Below are 15,502 nucleotides of genomic sequence, written 5' to 3'. Positions count from 1 at the left end.
GTTCATCCGTGAGCATTTGTCGGGGCATGGCAGGCTTGCAGTTTGTTGGCTTAGGAACCTTTATTCTGTGAGCTTGCCCCTATCCTGCCAATACCCCTGCCATGAAACGTCAACAGACCCTAAGATAGATGTGAATCCACGATAACGAGGTGTGTTATGCACGTAACATCGGTTAATACGCTGAAAAAAGCCGGTATGGTCACCGCTACGCTGGCGCTGATGCTGGGCCTTGCTGCCTGCTCCAACATGTCGGATCAGGACAGGAATACCGCCGTGGGTGCCGGCGCCGGCGCCGTGGGCGGCTCGGTACTGACCGGCGGCAGCACGGCGGGTACCGTGGGCGGTGCCGCAGTGGGCGGGGTTATCGGTCACGAAGTGGACGATGACGATTAACGCATCAACGTCAGAAAAACGCTGAGCGCTAAACAAATCGATGGAAAGTTTTAACGTATCAGCGTTTTTGCTGATCAACCGATACGCCGGCCAGCATGACTTGCTGGATACGCTGGCCATCGCCGCGGCCGAGGTGATGCCGTACGTCTTCATGCTGGTGCTGGCCACTCTGTGGTTCAGCCCCGAGCCGGCGCGTAAAAAGGCCAGTCTGAAAGCGGGCGGTGCCGTACTGCTGGGGCTTGGCGCCAGCTACGCGGTGTCGCTTTTTTACTTTCATCCGCGCCCTTTCGCGGGTGATCTGGGGCTGGGCCTTTTATCCCATGCCCCGGATGCCTCCTTCCCGTCGGATCATACGACCTTTTTGTTTGCGATTGCCTTTGTGCTGGCGATCGAGGCCCGCACCCGCGCGATCGGCGCTGTGCTACTCGGGCTTTCCGCCATGGGGGGTCTGGCCCGGGTTTTCGTCGGCGTGCATTTTCCGCTGGATATCGCCGGTGCCGCGCTGTTTGGGCTGGCGGCAGCGACGGCGGTGCAGCTCTGCAACGACGGCGCAAGCCGCCCGGGCAAGGTGCTGGATAGGCTGGCAAGCATTCGGCTTCCCGGCATGGACCGTTAACGTAAAACGCCCCGCTTTTGCGGGGCGTTTTTGCAACGAGCGTGCCGGCGATGCCGGGGCATTAAAAGCGGTAGCTGAGCCCCACGCTTGCGGCATCAAAGGTGTAGTCGGACTTGTCCAGGTAGCGCATATAGTCGGCACCCAGCGCCAGGTTGGGGGCGATATCCATCTCGGCGCCGGCGCCGTAGGACACGTCGGAATCGCTGCCGCCGTAGTCAGCGTTTACCCGGGTGCCGCCTACCATGCCGTACAGGCGAGCCTGCGGCGTTACCGGCAGAATACCCTTGGCATAAATGCCGGCCAGGTAGTCAAGATCGGCGTAGCCGTCGGAACCGCCGGTACCCAGCTGGCCTTCCAGAGCGAAGAATTCGTTGAACTTCATGCCGCCGTTAACCCGCAGGCCAACGTCGTTGCGGCTGCTGTGGTGGTCCGGGTTGAGTTTCCAGAACATGGCATCGGCGCCGACGTAGGGCGTGGCCTGAACCGGCTGCTGAGCCTGGGCGGTGGTGGCGATGCCGGCAGCAAGGACGGCGGCGGTCAGAGTAGCAAGTGTCAGGTTTTTCATGGTGTCCTCCTTTCAGGAACACGGCGTTCGCAACAGGCAAAGCACAAAAGGTGAAGAGGCGCAACGCGTTTGCGAACAGCGTTTTTTAACGTTCTTCAATTGTCCTATCCGCCGGCGTAGAGATCAAGCCGATAATGTGCAAAGTCGTGACAAGCCGGCACACGGGTGCCGGCGGGAAATAGGGGAGGGCTGCGCGGCTGGAGGCAGGCGGGCAACTGTGCGCGCGGGTTAAACGATATCCAGCGGCTCTTTGCCCCTGGGCGGCGGAAACGCCGCGTCCAGCCGGCGGCAGATGTCGTCATCGAGCGCTACGCCAAGCGCCGCGGCGTTTTGCGCTACGTGGTCGGTCTGCGACGCCTTGGGGATGGCGATGACGTCGCGCCGATCGGTATTGCCGGCAAAGTCCCGCGGGCGAATGGCCCAGGCCAGCAGCAGCTGGGCGGAGGTGATGTTCAGGTCAGCGGCGATGCTCTCTACCTCGGGGTTATCCAGCAGCTTGCGCCGCAGGCCGCCGCCCTGAGCCAGCGGGCAGTAGCCCATGGCGGGCATCCGGCGCTCGCGCATCCAAGGCAGCAGCGAGTGCTCGATGCCCCGGGAGCCCAGGTGGTAAAGCACCTGGTTGATCGCGCAGGCGTCGCCGCCGGCGAGGCTGTACAGGGCGTCGATTTCGTCAACGTCGAAGTTGGACACGCCGAAGCGGCGGATCTTGCCGTCGGCGCGCAGGCGCTCGAAGGCTTCCAGGGTCTCGTCCAGCGGGATGCCCCCGGGCCAGTGCAGCAGGTAGAGGTCCAGGTAGTCGGTGTGCATCCGCTTGAGGCTGGCCTCGCAGGCGGCGATAGCGCTGTCGCGCCCGGCGTTCCAGGGAAACGCCTTGGACACCAGAAAGGCGTCGTCGCGGCGGCCGGCAAGGGCCTCGCCAACGACCTCCTCGGCGCCGCCGTTGCCGTACATCTCGGCGGTGTCGACAAGCGTCAGGCCCTGATCCAGGCCGTGCTGCAGGGCGCGGACCTCATCTTCGCGGGGGCTCAGGTTTTCGCCCATGAACCAGGTGCCCTGGCCGACGGCGGGCAGCGCCACGGCGGGCTCGTGGGCGGTGGCGGCCAGGTGGACGCGCGGCAGTGATGACATAGCGGCTCTCCTTTCCCTCGTGCGTATAGGCCGGTGCCCGCGTTGCCGCAGGCATGCCGGATAATGGAAAAGCTTTCCATATTACCTGCCGGCGGTGCAAGGGTGGCCCCCGCGCTCGCCCGGCAGCGGTTTTTGCTAGACTGGCGTGCGTGGCATTTGCCCTTGTTTCATTTTGCCCCTGTTTTATTGACCCTGTGAGGATCCCCCATGAGTCAGCTACCTCCTTGCCCCCTGTGCGGCTCAGAGTACACCTATGAAGACCAGCAGCTGCTGATCTGCCCCGAGTGCGCCCACGAATGGGTGATCGACGGCGCGGTGGAAGACGAGCCCGACGCGCCGCTGGCCAGCGATGCCTACGGCAATATGCTCCAGGACGGCGACAGCATTACCGTGATCAAGGACTTGAAGATCAAAGGCTCGTCGACGGTGGTCAAGGTCGGCACCAAGGCCAAGAACATCCGCCTGGTGGAAGGCGATCATGACATCGACTGCAAGATCGACGGCATCGGCCCGATGAAGCTCAAGTCCGAGTTTGTGAAAAAGGTCTGACGGCGCGCGCTTTGTGAGTCGGCTAATTCATGATATGTTTAGCCGACTAACCATGTTGCCATGTTATTCAATGCCCGTTGCCCGATGGCGTAGTGATACCGTCTGGCAGCAGATGTTGCTGGGTAGCGGCCTGCGCTACATCGGCGAATCGTTTTGATTCGCCGATTTTTTTCGTTTTTCCTTTCCGCCCGTCAGAGAGAATCCCATGACCCCGGAGCAGCGTTTTGCCCGCTGGGTGCGCGCGGCGATCGCGCTGTTTGTCGTGCTGTTTGTGTACTTCGTGCTGGCCGATAGCTGGATGCCGGCAACGCCCCAGGCCCGCGCCCTGCGCGACGTAGTTCGCGTGGCACCCCGGGTCAGCGGGCAGGTGGTCGAGATGAACGTAAGCAACAACGCCCGGGTGCATCGCGGTGCCGTGCTGTTCCGCGTTGATCCGGCACCTTACCGGCTGGCGGTGGAAAAGGCCCGGCTGGCGCTTTCCCAGGCGCGGCGCGATAACGCCCGGCTGGAGGCAGACCTGGCCGAGGCCAGGGCCAGCCTGACCCGCCAGCAGACGCTCGCCGATGAGCTCGAGCAGGAGCGCGCCCGGGCCGCCACGCTGGTCAAGCGCGGCAGCATGTCGCGCCAGCGGTTCGATACCGCAAGCGCCGATGCCCGGGCGGGCAAGGCTGCGGCACAGGCCGCCCGGGCGCGGGTGACCGCGCTGGAAGTGCAGCGCGGTCAAAGCGGCGAGGATAACTTGCAGCGGCGCAAGGCGCGCAACGCGCTGGCGACAGCCCAGCTTGATCTGCGCCGCACGGCGGTGCGCGCCGAGCAGGACGGCTATATCAGCAACCTGCAGCTTGACGTGGGCGATAGCGTCAGCGCCGGCAAGCCGGTGATGGCAAGCGTGGGCGATCGGCTGGATATCGTCGCCGACTTCCGCGAGAAAAGCCTGCGCCACGTGGCTGCCGGCGACCGCGCCTGGGTGGCCTTCGATGCTCGCCCGGGCAAGGCGTACGCAGCCCGGATCACGTCGCTTGACGCCGGCGTGCGCGACGGCCAGATACAGCCCGACGGTAACCTTGTGCATATCCCCACCACTGACCGCTGGGTGCGCGATGCCCAGCGCCTGCGCACGCACCTGCGCCTGGAGAATCCGCCCGAGGCGCTGCCGCCCACCGGCGCTCGGGCCACGGTGCAGCTGGCGCCTTCTGAACACCCGGTGGCTTACGCCCTTGCTCGGGCTCAGGTGTGGCTGTTGAGCCTTTCGCACCATGTCTACTGAGGCTGTTGCCGCCGGGCCCACCACGGGCCACGCGGCGCTGGATGAAAATGACCTGCGCCAGTGCCTGCGCGTGGCCTGCGGCGCGGCGCTGGGCTTTGTCATCAGCCAGCTGATGGACTGGAACTACGGGGTCTTCTTCACCGTGTTTCCGATGTTTCTGCTGGGCATACTGCCGGTGCTCAACGGCCACGTGGTACGCCAGTTTCTGGGTAATGCGCTGGTCAACTGCGTGGAGGTCAGCCTGGTGGTGGGGCTCACCCAGCATCTGCCGCCGGTGATGCTGGGCTTTGCCTTCGGGCTGTTTTATACGCGCTTCCGGCTCATGGCCCGGGGGCCCTTTTTCCTCTTCGGCGCCAACGGCGTGCTGACGCTGAGCATCCTTTTGCACTTTGCCAGCTATCCCGAGGTGGACCTCGCCGATCTCTTCACCAGCAACGTGGTGGCAAGCGTGCTGGCCGTGGCCATTGCCGGGCTGATGCACGTGGTCTTCCCCGACGTGGCGCCGCGCCAGCCGCCGCCCAAAAATACCAAAACGCCCTCGCGCATTCGCCACGAAACCCTGATCGGGACGATTACCGTCACGCTCTCCTTTGTGGTATTTCAGGTCTTTGACCTGCGCGATTCGCTGTCGGCGCAGATGTCCACGGTGCTGATTCTGTTTGCGCTGGGCTACCCCGGCGCGCGGCTTTCTGCGCGCAAGCGAGTAGTGGGCACGCTTCTGGGCTGCAATCTGGCGGTGTTTGTCCAGCTGCTGCTGTATACCCAGAGCCAGCACTTTTTACTGGTGGCGCTGGTGTACTGGGCGGGGCTGATGCTGTTTGCCCGGGCGCACATTCTCGAGCGTGCGGGTTCCGGCGTGGGCTTTGGCGGGCTGACCACGCTTGGCATTCTGTTCGGCCAGTACCTGTCGCCCCATCAGGACCTGGTCTATAGCGCGGTTTACCGCTTCACCTCGATGTGCGTCGCCATGGCGCTAACGGTGCTGGTGATGGCGCTGCTCGACCGTGTGCTCAACGCCTGGGCGCCCACTCGGGCATAACCTGCCCACAATGCCCTGTGGTGCCCGCAAGCGAGGAGGCGCTAACCCCCTATGCGCCGCCGGTTGGACTTTGCCCCCGGGGGGCTGTAGGGTAGCGACATCCTCGGCACCTGCTTTTCCACCGCCGAGGCCTTTCCACGAACGCCGTGACGGCGCTGCCCACGCGCAGTATCGCCTCCGGCCGCTTCGATTTTATGTCGGCTAACGTCATCGATAATAGGAGAGGGCAGCCATGCCATCCCACTATTCCGACGCCGGCCGCTGCATGCCGCGCCGCCCGCCGCCCCGGCTCTTTTCGGGGTAGCGTCTGAACGGCCGTCATTGGCACGCCGTGCGTTTTTTGCTGCCAACGCCGCGCTTCTCCGCAAGCCGGTAACGCCCCCTGCGCTGCGCGCAGGTTGGGGCTTTAGCACCCGCACGCCGGACGCCGACATCGCTTCTTTGCTGTACCTGTAACCATCCGCTGTACCCGCACCAACGTTGTGCCTGCGGGTACGTGTGTTCCACCAACGGGGAGTTGCCCTTGAATAGCGAATCGTTATATCAGTTTTCCATCTGGACCGTGCTGCTGCTGCTGCTGGCGTTTTACGGCGGCACCTACCTTTTGACGTTAGGCATCCGCAAGAAAAACGAAGATGCCGACGCCTTCATGGTATCCAACCACCGCATCGGCTTCGGTATCGGTGCGGCCAGCATGACCGCCACCTGGATATGGGCGGCCTCGTTTTACGCCGCGGCCACGTCGGGCTATCAGTACGGCGTGTCCGGCCCCATTCACTACGGGCTCTGGGGCGCGCTGATGATTTTGTTCATTTATCCGTTCGGCAAGCGCTTTCGCAAGCTCGCCCCCAGCGCGGCAACCCTGGGCGAGCTGATCCACGCCCGCCACGGCAGCTCCAGCCAGCTGATTCTGGCGATTTCCAACATCATGGGCAGCATCATCAGCCTGATGGTCAATTTCACCGCCGCCGGCGCGCTGGTCTCGGTGCTGTCGCCGCTGTCGTTTCAGGCCGGGGTAATCATTTCCGGCGTCGGCGTGCTGCTGTATACCCTCTGGTCGGGCTTTCGCGCCTCGGTCATTACCGACTTTTCCCAGCTGGTGGCGCTGATGGCCATCGCCGTGGTGATCATCCCCGCGGTGTTTTTTGCCATGGGCGGCCCCACCGAGCTGGTCGCTGGGCTGGACAACCTCACGCCCGAGCAGGCCAACTTCTTCTCCAGCGAAGCGGTCCTTGAACAGGGTGCGCCGTTCTTCGTGGCCGTGCTGGCCTATGCCATCGGTAACCAGACCATTTCCCAGCGCCTGTTTGCGGTCAACGAAGACCACATCAAGCCGACTTTCCTCACCGCCACCGTGGGCTACGGGGCGATTGTCATCGGCCTTGGCATGATCGGCCTGATGGCGCTGACGCTGGGTATTGAGCCGATGAACGGCAACATGAACAACCTCATTCCGCAGATGGTCTCGGGCTACCTGCCGCCGGTGTTCATCGCCCTGTTTTTCATTCTGGTGATCGGTTCGCTTTCGTCTACTGCGGACTCCGACCTCTCGGCGCTTTCTGCGATCATGATGGCCGACGTCTACGGCAAGAACATCGCCAAGGGCAATGCCGACCCCGACCGCATGCTGATGGTAGGCCGGCTGACCATGATTACCGCCACCGCGGTGGGCATTGTCTTTGCCAGCTTCTCGCTGGATATTCTGGTCATGCTGGTGTTTGTCGGCGCGCTCTGGGGGGCGATCGTCTTCCCGGTGATTGCCAGCTGCTTCTGGGGCCGCGTGACCAACAGGGCGTTTACCACCTCGGTGATCGTCGCCATGGTCATGTTCTCGCTGGCACGCTTTGAAGTGCTGCCCCTGGCGGGTGCCTCGGGCCTGATGTTCGAGCTGCTGGCAAGCATCGGCGGCGGTATCATCATCGCCCTGATGGCCTTCGGCTTTCTCGGTCGCATCGCAGGGGGCGTGGCCGGCCTGCTGGCGCTGGTGGGAATGCTGGTGTTCGCCACCGGTTTCCTGCGCGAATACACCGTGCTGCTGGCCTCGCTCACAGCCTACGGCACCAGCACCCTGGTGTGCGTGGTGATGAGCCTTGCCAGCAAGGAAGCGCCCTTTGACTTCGATCTCATCCGCAAGCGCGTGGGCGACTACGACGACACCGCGGAGACGGAAAGCCTGGATACCGGCAAGCCGGACAAGTCGCCGGAAACCGCCGGCCAGCCCGTCGCTCAGTCCTGAACCGCGGCGTACCACTGAAAAAGGAGACGTATTGATGACCGCATTAATGGGCTTTTACGTACTGATCTGGCCGGCGCTGACCCTTGGCGTGCTGGTCCTGATCTGCCGCGCGGTTCTCCGCGATCGCCGCCAGGCGCAAAAGGAACGTCGCGACATGGTCTAGCGCGGCGGCCTTTGCCGTAAAACGCGGCGCACGAAAAAAGCCCGGCCCGTACGCTCAAACAGCGGCGGGCCGGGCTTTTGCGTTGCCGGCAAGTTTTTAAGCCAGGCGGGCGCTCATGCATCGATAGTGAGATGCAGGTGCCGGCGGCTCGTGGTGTCAGGCGGTGTGGTGCTCGATGAACTGTTTCAGCGCCACGGCGTTGTTGTGCGACTCGTCCTTTGCCGCATAGACCAGCGTCAGGGTTTTTCCGTGACAGGCGTCGAGCAGGGCGGACAGCGCCTCGCGGGCCTCGTCGCTGTGCTCCAGCTCGTGAAAGAACTTCTGGTAGAATCCCGCCCACAGCGAAGGGTCGTGGCCGAACCACTGGCGCAACTTCTTGGACGGCGCCAGCGCCTTTTGCCAGTCGTCGAGCTTGAGCGCCTGCTTGCTGACGCCGCGCGGCCACATGCCGTCCACGAGGACGCGATAGCCGTCGTCGGCGGCGGGTGAGTCGTAGGCGCGCTTGCAGCGGATCGTTTTGGGCGCGGCGGATGAGTCAAGGGAAAATGCGGTTGTCGGCATGGCCATCTCCGTTGAGTCAGCGGCCTTGACAGAGCAGCGCCCGGCAGAGCGTCGTCAGGCCTTTAACGAGGGCAGTGCCAAACAGCATAGACACCGCGGCAGTCGGTGTATAGCGCTTTTGCCACCGATAGGGATCCGGTAAAGTAGCACGCCTTGGGCGCCTGTTTTGCGGGGCAGCGCAGGCGCCGGCCGGTGGCCCGAACGGATAACGGAGAGGCGTTTTGTGAAGCTTTTGATTTTGGATGCCGGACACTGCCTGAGCCTGGCGCTGGCGCGCGAAGCGAGGCGGCGCTCCGACACTCGGCTGGTGATCGAAGCGGCCACTCAAGTCACGCCCGAGCGGCTTGACGAGGTTGCGCCGGATGCGGTGATCGTGCCGCCGCTGTCAAGCCCGCTGAACCTGGCGCCGGCCGAGGTGACGGCCCATGCCAACGCCGTGGAGGCCTGCCTGGATGCCTGCCTCTCCCGGGACGTGGCGCTGGTCTGGTGCGTTTCCGATCAGCTTTACGAAGACGGCTATAGCGAGCCCATCGACGAGCATCTGGTGCCCGAGCCCCGGGATGCCAGCCTGCGGCGGCTGGTGCAGACCGGCGATCGTATCCGCGCGGAATACCATCGTCACCTGATTGTACGGCTGGGGCCGCTCTTCGCCCTGGAAGGCAGCCATGCCTGGCTGGGTCAGGTGATCGATAGCCTGGTGGCCGGCGACAACGTGCGCGCCGCCGAAGACGTGATTTTCTGCCCCACCTCGGCGGACGCCGTGGCGCTTGCGCTGATCGGGATGCTGCAGCAGCTGGGCTGCGGCGTCAGCGCCTGGGGCGCCTACCACCTGGCCGGCATCGAGCCGGTCAGCGCGTTTGGCTTTACCTCGGTGGTGCGCACCCAGCTGGCGACGCACCTGGACGGGCGGGGCGAAACGCTGGCGCTGGGCGAGGTTCAGGCGCTGAACCACCACCACGATGCCAAGCTCTATCGCGTGCTAAACTGCCGTCGGGTGCTGAAGGTGTTTGGCGTGCATCAGAAGCCCTGGCGGCTGGAGGTTGAGCGCATGCTGGATGCCTGGTGCCTGACCCGGGACGCGCCGACCGCCGGCCGCGAGGGAGGCGCCTCGTGATCAACGTGCTGCGCAGCGGCATTTTCTATGTCGGCTACTTTTCCGCGATGCTGGTGTGCGGCGTGCTGCTGCTGCCGGTCGCGCCGTTTCTGCCGCTGGCCGGGCGCTACCGGCTGCTCAACCTCTACAATCACTTCCTGATCCGCTGGTTTCGCCTGGCCTGCGGCGTGCGCTACGACATCCGCGGCCGCGAGCACCTGCCCAAGGGCGCCTGCGTGATCCAGGCCAACCACCAGTGCGAATGGGAAACCGTGTTTCTTCAGGTGATGATGCCGCCGGTGTGCACGGTGCTCAAGCGCGAGCTGCTGAACATCCCCATCTTCGGCTGGGGACTGCGGCTGCTGCGCCCGATCAGCCTCGACCGCTCGCGCCCCTCCCGGGCGCTGAAGCAGGTGCTGACCCAGGGCGTGGCGCGGCTGCAAAGCGGGCTTTCGGTGCTGATCTTTCCCGAGGGCACCCGGGTCGACCCCGGCGTGCGCCGCCGCTACAACAAAAGCGGCAGCGTGATCGCCTGCCGTGCCGGCGTGCCGGTGCTGCCGGTGGCGCACAACGCCGGCGAGCGCTGGCCCGGGCGCCATTGGGTCAAGCAGCCGGGGGTACTGCGGGTGCGCATCGGCGCGCCCATCGAGACGGCGGGCAAAACGCCGGATGCGGTGATGGCCGAGGTGGAAGCCTGGATCGAGGGCCAGCTTGATGAAATTTCCGACGTCGCTCGCCCGCCGCGGCCCTAGCGCGGCCGTCGCCGGGCCAATAGCGACACAAAAACGGCGCCCGAAGGCGCCGTTTTTATGAGCGTACCTAGCATGCCGGCTTCACGCCGGCTTGCGGCGTCAGTCCTGCATGCGCTCGAACACCAAACAGGCGTTGGTGCCGCCAAAGCCGAAGCTGTTGGTGAGGACGCGCTCAAGCTTCACGCCGTCCCGGCGCTCGGTGACGATGTCAAAGCCGTCGGCCTGGTCGTCGAGGTTGTCGACGTTGGCCGAGGCGGCAACGAACTCGTGCTGCATCATCAATAGCGAATAGATCGCCTCCTGCACGCCGGTGGCGCCCAGGGAATGGCCGGTCAGCGACTTGGTCGAGCTCATCGCCGGCGTGGTGTCGCCAAACACCTCGCGCACGGCCTTTAGCTCGGACACGTCGCCCACCGGGGTCGAGGTGCCGTGGGTGTTGATGTAGTCGATATCGCCGTTGACCGTGGCCAGCGCCTGGCGCATGCAGCGCGTGGCGCCCTCACCGGACGGGGCGACCATGTCGACGCCGTCGGAGGTGGCGCCGTAGCCCACCAGCTCGCCGTAGATCTTCGCCCCGCGGGCGCGGGCATGCTCAAGCTCTTCGAGCACCAGCATGCCGCCGCCGCCGGCGATGACAAAGCCGTCCCGGGCCTTGTCGTAGGCGCGCGAGGCTTTTTCCGGGGTGTCGTTGTAGTGGGTGGAAAGCGCGCCCATGGCGTCGAACAGGCAGGACAGCGTCCAGTGCTCTTCCTCGCCGCCGCCGGCGAAGACCACGTCCTGCTTGCCCAGCTGTATCTGCTCCATGGCGTTGCCGATGCAGTGTGCCGAGGTCGCGCAGGCCGACGAAATCGAGTAGTTGACCCCTTTGATGGCAAAGGGCGTGGCCAGGCAGGCCGATACCGTGCTGCCCATGGTGCGGGTCACGCGGTAGGGCCCCACGCGACGCAGGCCGCGTTCGCGCAGCACGTCGGCGGCTTCCACCTGGTTGGAGCTCGACGCACCGCCGGAACCGGCGATCAGCCCGGTGCGCTCGCTGGATACCTGGTCGGGGGCCAGGCCCGAGTCCTCGATGGCCTGGGCCATGGAGACGTAGGCGTAGGCCGCCGCGTCGCCCATGAAGCGGCGCAGCTTGCGGTCAATGAGCGCTTCCAGGTCGATGTCGATGCTGCCGGCGACGTGGCTGCGAAAGCCCAGATCGGCGTAGTCCTGCTTGAAGTTGATGCCGCTGCGTCCGCTTTTCAGCGCGTCCAACACCTGTTGCTGATCGTTGCCCAAGCACGAAACGATGCCCAGGCCGGTGACTACCACTCGTCGCATGGGAGCCTCCTGTTAAAAGTTCGCGGTGGAGGTGAATAGGCCAACGCGTAAATCATTAGCCTGGTAAATATCGCGTCCGTCGACGGCCACGGTGCCGTCGGCCATGCCCAGAATCAGGCGTCGTGTAATCACGCGCTTGATGTTGATGCGATAGGTGACCTTTTGCGCCTCGGGTAAAATCTGGCCGGAGAACTTGACCTCGCCGCAGCCGAGCGCCCGTCCGCGGCCGGGGTGGCCAAGCCAGCCAAGATAAAAGCCCACCAGCTGCCACATGGCGTCCAGCCCCAGGCAGCCGGGCATCACCGGGTCACCGGGGAAGTGGCAGTCAAAAAACCACAGGTCGGGGCTGATATCCAGCTCGGCAATCAGCTCGCCCTTGTCGTGTTCGCCGCCGATTTCGCTGATGTTCGTAATGCGGTCGAGCATGAGCATATTGGGCGCCGGCAGCTGGGCGTTGCCCGGGCCGAATAGCTCGCCGCGCGAGCAGGCCAGCAGTTCGTCGCGATCAAAAGAGTGTTGCTTGGTCACTGAATTGTTCCGAGTGTCGAAATGATCAAAGGCCGCGTGCGGCTACCCGTGCCGAGGCGAGGTACCGGGTCGCGACCCGCAAGGCCCGACTAGTCTACTTCCCGAAACCGCTGAATGCACGCACGTTGCTGTTCAAAGACGCGCACGATGGGAGTGGCGGTCAAGGCCGCTGCCGCGTCACGGCGCGCCGACAAGCGGCGCCGTCCGCGCGCCGGGCCTTGCCAGCAGCAGCTGGCAGGTGCCGATGGTCCGTTCGAGAAAACCGCCCTCGCAGTAACATAGATAGTAGCGCCACATGCGGATAAAGCGCTCGTCGTAGCCGAGCCGGCGTACCTGCTCGAGGTTTGCCTCGAAGCGGTGGCGCCACTCGCGCAGGGTGCGCGCGTAGTGGGGGCCGATCTCGTCGAGCCCCAGCACGTTGAGCGAGGTTTTCCGCGCCAGGCTCGACACCATGGCCTGGTGGGAGGGCAGAAACCCGCCGGGAAAAATATAGCGCTTGATGACATCCATCTCGCGCTTGGCGGCGTCTCCCGATGTTGGTCTGAGTCGCTGTGGCCGTCAGGGCCGCTGCCTGGGTGGTCGTGAATCGGCACGCCCTTGCGCCACAGCCGGAACGCCTGGAGATGGATGCCGGCGAATGTCTTCAGGCTCATGCCCGGCTGGCGGGCAAGCGTGGCGATAAGCGCGCCCCGGGTGGCCGGTATGCCGTCAAGCATGAGCGTGGCGTCGAAGTGGCAGCGCTCGGCGCCGTCTTCGCCGTCGGCGGCAAAGCGCAGCCGGGTACAGCCCTCGACGCTGATCCTCTGCCCGCCGTTGAGCCGCGGGTGGACAAAGTGCAGCGTCCAGATCACAAAGGCCGTGTCGCCGTCCTGCCGGGTGTCGTGATAGTCAAAGCGGCAGTCGCGAACGTTTTCGTACATGCCGGCGAAATAGGCCTCAAGCGCCCGGGCGCCCTCAATGCGGTGCAGCGGATCAATGAACACCACGTCCTGAGTATATACATCGTACAGACTTTTTGTACAATCCTTGTCGAGATTATTGAAGAAGGCGCAGAACGCCTCCAACGCCGCGCTCTGGGGCATGGCGGACTCCGTGGGATTAGTGAGCAGACGATGCGTCATCGCGAGGAGCGAAGCGACGTGGCGATCTCCTTACGGTGCCGGTAGCAACAAACCCCGAGATTGCTTCGCAATGACACTGGCGCCGGGCGATGCCGCAGGCCTCCCCGGTCAGCCGAGCGCCTTGAACGCGTCCAGCGCCCGCTGGCGGGCGGCCCTGTGGTCAACGATAGGCTTGGGATAGCCGAGCCTGCCGCGTTCGGCGGCCGGTGGGTTGTGGCGCGCTCGGGGCGGGAGCGGGGCAAGCTCGGGGAGCCAGTGGGCGATGAACTCGCCGTCGGGGTCAAAGCGGGTGGACTGGGTGGTGGGGTTGAAGAGGCGGAAGTAGGGCACGGCGTCGGTGCCGGTGGAGGCCGCCCACTGCCAGCCGCCGTTGTTTGAGCAGAGCTCGCCGTCGACAAGGTGGTGCAAAAAGAAGGCCTCGCCGCGCCGCCAGTCGATGAGCAGGTGCTTGGCCAGAAACATCGCCGTGACCATGCGCAGACGATTGTGCATCCAGCCGGTAGCGACGAGCTGGCGCATGGCGGCGTCTACCAGCGGGTAGCCGGTGCGCCCTTCGCACCAGGCGGCAAAGCCGGCGTCGTCGTCGCGCCACTCAAGCGCCAGGGTGCTTTCCTTGAAGGGCTGGTAGCGGCACACCCGGGGAAAGCCCGCCGCCACGTGCTGGTAGAACTCGCGCCAAATCAGCTCGTTGACCCAGGCGGCCAGGCCCGCATCGCCCTCAGCGAGCTGGCCGTCGTTTTCCGTCATCACCGCGTTCATACACTGGCGATAAGAGATCATCCCCAGCGCCAGGTAGGGCGAGAGCTCGCTGGTGCCGCGCACGCCGGGAAAATCCCGCTGCTCACGGTAGTGCCGGCCGCGATAGCGTAGAAAGCGGGCCAGACGATCGGCGGCGGCGTCCTCCCCGGCGGGCCACTGGTGGCCAACAATGGCCGCGTCGGCCAGCGCGGTATCGAGAGTTGGCAATGGGTCGTTGGCGATATCCAGCGGCGCCTGGGCGGGCGGCGCGTCGGCAAGCGCCAGGCGTTCGGCGGTAAGGTGGCGGTGCCAGGCGTTGGCGAAAGGCGTAAATACGCCGTAGTAGTCGCCCTTGCCGGTAAGAAGCTCTCCCGGGGCAAAGGCCACGGCGTCGTGGTAGCCGTGGGAGCCAAGGCCCTCGGCGCTGAACGCGGCCTGGACGGCCGCGTCCCGGCGCTGCTCGTTGAGCGGATATTCGCGGTTGAAGTGCAGGGTCTCGGCGCCGTACTCCCGGGCAACGGCGGCAAGCGTTTCCGGGGCGTCGTCAAAGTTTTCAACGCTGCGCTGCAGCAGCGGAATGTTCAGGCCCTTGAGGGCATCGCCCAGCGCCGCCACGCCGCGCCGCCAGAAATCGATCTTGTTGGCGCCGTGGCCGTGGGCCTGCCACTGGGCCGGGCTGTGCAGAAACACGGCGAGCACCGGCCCTCGGGCCGCCGCGGCGGTCAGGGCGCGGTTGTCGTGGAGGCGTAAATCGCTGCGAAACCAAACCAGCTGCAGGGCCATGCCGAACTCCGGGGCGTTGTGTGATCGGGAAGCTGACGGGCTTATAACACCCCGGACTCGCGCAGCAGCGGGCGCAGCTTGGCCACGGCCCGGGGCAGGTCGTCTCCCAGCTGGTGGACGCGCTCGTCGTGGGGCTCGCCGGGTTCCGGCCCGCACAGGCCTACCGGCACGCTCGGCGCGGCGCCGTCCGGCAGCGTCAGGGCAGCGGCGGGGATGCGCCCGCCGGCAAACAGCACCATGGAGGCATGCAGCCGCGATACCGCCCGGGGCAGAGCGTCCAGCGGCAGCCCCTGGTCAAACAGCTGCACGCGATAACCCTGCTCGCTTGCCAGCAGCGCGGCCAGCAGCACCCACAGCGGACCGGGCTCGCCCGGGCGCGGCGTGAGCAGCACCAGCGGCCCCCGGGTGGCCTGGTTGGCGTAGTGCAGGCGGATGCCCACTTGGCTTCGCAGCAGGGCCTCGAACGCGCGGCGCGCGGCGACGTCCGGCGTTTCCTGCCAGCGCGCCTCAAGCGCGTTGATCACCGGCTACCAGAGCTCGCTGACGGCCGTGCCCAGCGGGTAGAGCGCCAGGCTCTGGTGGTAGAGGATTTCCAGCCGCTGGGTGTTCAGCGCGTCGACCAGGGTAATCAGCTGCCGGCGCTGGCTGTCCCA

The 15,502-nt window shown here is 65.1% G+C and carries 16 protein-coding genes and 2 pseudogenes; 9 read left to right on the top strand and 9 right to left on the bottom strand.

What is annotated here, in order from left to right; all coding sequences use genetic code 11:
- The first annotated feature begins 156 nt into the window (after window positions 1-156).
- Both RS027_RS12740 and RS027_RS12735 read left to right on the top strand, forming a co-directional pair.
- Window positions 157-393: a YMGG-like glycine zipper-containing protein gene (locus RS027_RS12740; protein ID WP_311957533.1), complete on the top strand. Its 237-nt coding sequence runs from the start codon at window positions 157-159 to the stop codon at window positions 391-393.
- Window positions 394-433: 40 nt separating this feature from the next.
- Window positions 434-1,009 (top strand): undecaprenyl-diphosphatase, encoded by a 576-nt coding sequence (locus RS027_RS12735; RefSeq protein ID WP_311957531.1) that lies wholly within the window; start codon window positions 434-436, stop codon window positions 1,007-1,009.
- Window positions 1,010-1,070: 61 nt separating this feature from the next.
- Here the strand turns inward: RS027_RS12735 and RS027_RS12730 are convergent, their stop codons facing one another.
- On the bottom strand, window positions 1,071-1,574 hold the full coding sequence (locus RS027_RS12730) for a porin family protein (RefSeq protein ID WP_311957530.1): 504 nt from the start codon (window positions 1,572-1,574) through the stop codon (window positions 1,071-1,073).
- A gap of 228 nt (window positions 1,575-1,802) precedes the next feature.
- On the bottom strand, window positions 1,803-2,702 hold the full coding sequence (locus RS027_RS12725) for an aldo/keto reductase (RefSeq protein ID WP_311957522.1): 900 nt from the start codon (window positions 2,700-2,702) through the stop codon (window positions 1,803-1,805).
- A gap of 207 nt (window positions 2,703-2,909) precedes the next feature.
- Between RS027_RS12725 and RS027_RS12720 the strand changes: the two genes are divergently transcribed.
- The 5 genes from RS027_RS12720 to RS027_RS12700 all read left to right on the top strand — a co-directional run bounded on the left by RS027_RS12720 (window position 2,910) and on the right by RS027_RS12700 (window position 7,956).
- Complete coding sequence (locus RS027_RS12720) at window positions 2,910-3,251, top strand: zinc ribbon domain-containing protein YjdM (protein ID WP_311957518.1); 342 nt, start codon at window positions 2,910-2,912, stop codon at window positions 3,249-3,251.
- A gap of 205 nt (window positions 3,252-3,456) precedes the next feature.
- Window positions 3,457-4,518 (top strand): HlyD family secretion protein, encoded by a 1,062-nt coding sequence (locus RS027_RS12715; protein ID WP_311957507.1) that lies wholly within the window; start codon window positions 3,457-3,459, stop codon window positions 4,516-4,518.
- Window positions 4,508-5,557: a DUF2955 domain-containing protein gene (locus RS027_RS12710; protein ID WP_311957503.1), complete on the top strand. Its 1,050-nt coding sequence runs from the start codon at window positions 4,508-4,510 to the stop codon at window positions 5,555-5,557. The genes RS027_RS12715 and RS027_RS12710 overlap by 11 nt, the downstream gene beginning before the upstream one ends.
- A 523-nt stretch (window positions 5,558-6,080) precedes the next feature.
- A complete protein-coding gene (locus tag RS027_RS12705; RefSeq protein ID WP_311957500.1) occupies window positions 6,081-7,793 on the top strand; it encodes a sodium:solute symporter family protein in 1,713 nt (570 codons plus the stop codon).
- A 34-nt stretch (window positions 7,794-7,827) separates the two neighbouring features.
- Complete coding sequence (locus tag RS027_RS12700) at window positions 7,828-7,956, top strand: putative transporter small subunit (protein WP_311957496.1); 129 nt, start codon at window positions 7,828-7,830, stop codon at window positions 7,954-7,956.
- 156 nt (window positions 7,957-8,112) lie between these two features.
- Here the strand turns inward: RS027_RS12700 and RS027_RS12695 are convergent, their stop codons facing one another.
- The gene (locus tag RS027_RS12695; protein WP_311957495.1) at window positions 8,113-8,517 is read right to left on the bottom strand and encodes a DUF488 domain-containing protein; all 405 of its coding nucleotides are present in this window, start codon (window positions 8,515-8,517) and stop codon (window positions 8,113-8,115) included.
- A gap of 223 nt (window positions 8,518-8,740) precedes the next feature.
- Between RS027_RS12695 and RS027_RS12690 the strand changes: the two genes are divergently transcribed.
- Window positions 8,741-9,631 carry a sugar nucleotide-binding protein gene (locus RS027_RS12690; RefSeq protein ID WP_311957493.1) on the top strand — a complete coding sequence of 297 codons (891 nt, stop codon included), beginning with the start codon at window positions 8,741-8,743 and terminating at the stop codon, window positions 9,629-9,631.
- Window positions 9,628-10,362: a lysophospholipid acyltransferase family protein gene (locus tag RS027_RS12685; RefSeq protein ID WP_311957490.1), complete on the top strand. Its 735-nt coding sequence runs from the start codon at window positions 9,628-9,630 to the stop codon at window positions 10,360-10,362. The genes RS027_RS12690 and RS027_RS12685 overlap by 4 nt, the downstream gene beginning before the upstream one ends.
- A 99-nt stretch (window positions 10,363-10,461) precedes the next feature.
- Here RS027_RS12685 and fabB read toward each other — a convergent pair whose 3' ends face one another.
- The 6 genes and pseudogenes from fabB to RS027_RS12655 all read right to left on the bottom strand — a co-directional run bounded on the left by fabB (window position 10,462) and on the right by RS027_RS12655 (window position 15,373).
- On the bottom strand, window positions 10,462-11,679 hold the full coding sequence (fabB, locus tag RS027_RS12680; protein WP_311957488.1) for a beta-ketoacyl-ACP synthase I: 1,218 nt from the start codon (window positions 11,677-11,679) through the stop codon (window positions 10,462-10,464).
- A gap of 12 nt (window positions 11,680-11,691) precedes the next feature.
- A complete protein-coding gene (gene fabA / locus RS027_RS12675; RefSeq protein ID WP_311957486.1) occupies window positions 11,692-12,207 on the bottom strand; it encodes a 3-hydroxyacyl-[acyl-carrier-protein] dehydratase FabA in 516 nt (171 codons plus the stop codon).
- A 177-nt stretch (window positions 12,208-12,384) separates the two neighbouring features.
- Window positions 12,385-12,732: pseudogene (locus tag RS027_RS12670) on the bottom strand (class I SAM-dependent methyltransferase); the annotation flags it as partial.
- A 107-nt stretch (window positions 12,733-12,839) separates the two neighbouring features.
- Window positions 12,840-13,289: pseudogene (locus tag RS027_RS12665) on the bottom strand (nuclear transport factor 2 family protein); the annotation flags it as partial.
- 147 nt (window positions 13,290-13,436) lie between these two features.
- The gene (phrB, locus tag RS027_RS12660) at window positions 13,437-14,849 is read right to left on the bottom strand and encodes a deoxyribodipyrimidine photo-lyase (RefSeq protein WP_311957485.1); all 1,413 of its coding nucleotides are present in this window, start codon (window positions 14,847-14,849) and stop codon (window positions 13,437-13,439) included.
- Between the two features lie 41 nt (window positions 14,850-14,890).
- Window positions 14,891-15,373: a hypothetical protein gene (locus RS027_RS12655; RefSeq protein WP_311957483.1), complete on the bottom strand. Its 483-nt coding sequence runs from the start codon at window positions 15,371-15,373 to the stop codon at window positions 14,891-14,893.
- Between the last annotated feature and the right edge of the window lie 129 nt (window positions 15,374-15,502).

This window comes from Halomonas garicola (assembly GCF_031935715.1).
Taxonomy (GTDB): Bacteria; Pseudomonadota; Gammaproteobacteria; order Pseudomonadales; family Halomonadaceae; genus Vreelandella; species Vreelandella garicola.
This window is presented reverse-complemented; position numbering and strand designations above follow the sequence as displayed.

What these genes read in the sequence shown, in the direction of transcription:
- RS027_RS12740 (WP_311957533.1), top strand. Translation starts at nt 157, where the DNA reads ATGCACGTAACATCGGTTAATACGCTGAAAAAAGCCGGTATGGTCACC.
- RS027_RS12725 (WP_311957522.1), bottom strand. Translation starts at nt 2,702, where the DNA reads ATGTCATCACTGCCGCGCGTCCACCTGGCCGCCACCGCCCACGAGCCC.
- RS027_RS12700 (WP_311957496.1), top strand. Translation starts at nt 7,828, where the DNA reads ATGACCGCATTAATGGGCTTTTACGTACTGATCTGGCCGGCGCTGACC.
- RS027_RS12720 (WP_311957518.1), top strand. Translation starts at nt 2,910, where the DNA reads ATGAGTCAGCTACCTCCTTGCCCCCTGTGCGGCTCAGAGTACACCTAT.
- RS027_RS12735 (WP_311957531.1), top strand. Translation starts at nt 434, where the DNA reads ATGGAAAGTTTTAACGTATCAGCGTTTTTGCTGATCAACCGATACGCC.
- fabB (WP_311957488.1), bottom strand. Translation starts at nt 11,679, where the DNA reads ATGCGACGAGTGGTAGTCACCGGCCTGGGCATCGTTTCGTGCTTGGGC.
- RS027_RS12710 (WP_311957503.1), top strand. Translation starts at nt 4,508, where the DNA reads ATGTCTACTGAGGCTGTTGCCGCCGGGCCCACCACGGGCCACGCGGCG.
- phrB (WP_311957485.1), bottom strand. Translation starts at nt 14,849, where the DNA reads ATGGCCCTGCAGCTGGTTTGGTTTCGCAGCGATTTACGCCTCCACGAC.
- RS027_RS12730 (WP_311957530.1), bottom strand. Translation starts at nt 1,574, where the DNA reads ATGAAAAACCTGACACTTGCTACTCTGACCGCCGCCGTCCTTGCTGCC.
- RS027_RS12695 (WP_311957495.1), bottom strand. Translation starts at nt 8,517, where the DNA reads ATGCCGACAACCGCATTTTCCCTTGACTCATCCGCCGCGCCCAAAACG.
- RS027_RS12715 (WP_311957507.1), top strand. Translation starts at nt 3,457, where the DNA reads ATGACCCCGGAGCAGCGTTTTGCCCGCTGGGTGCGCGCGGCGATCGCG.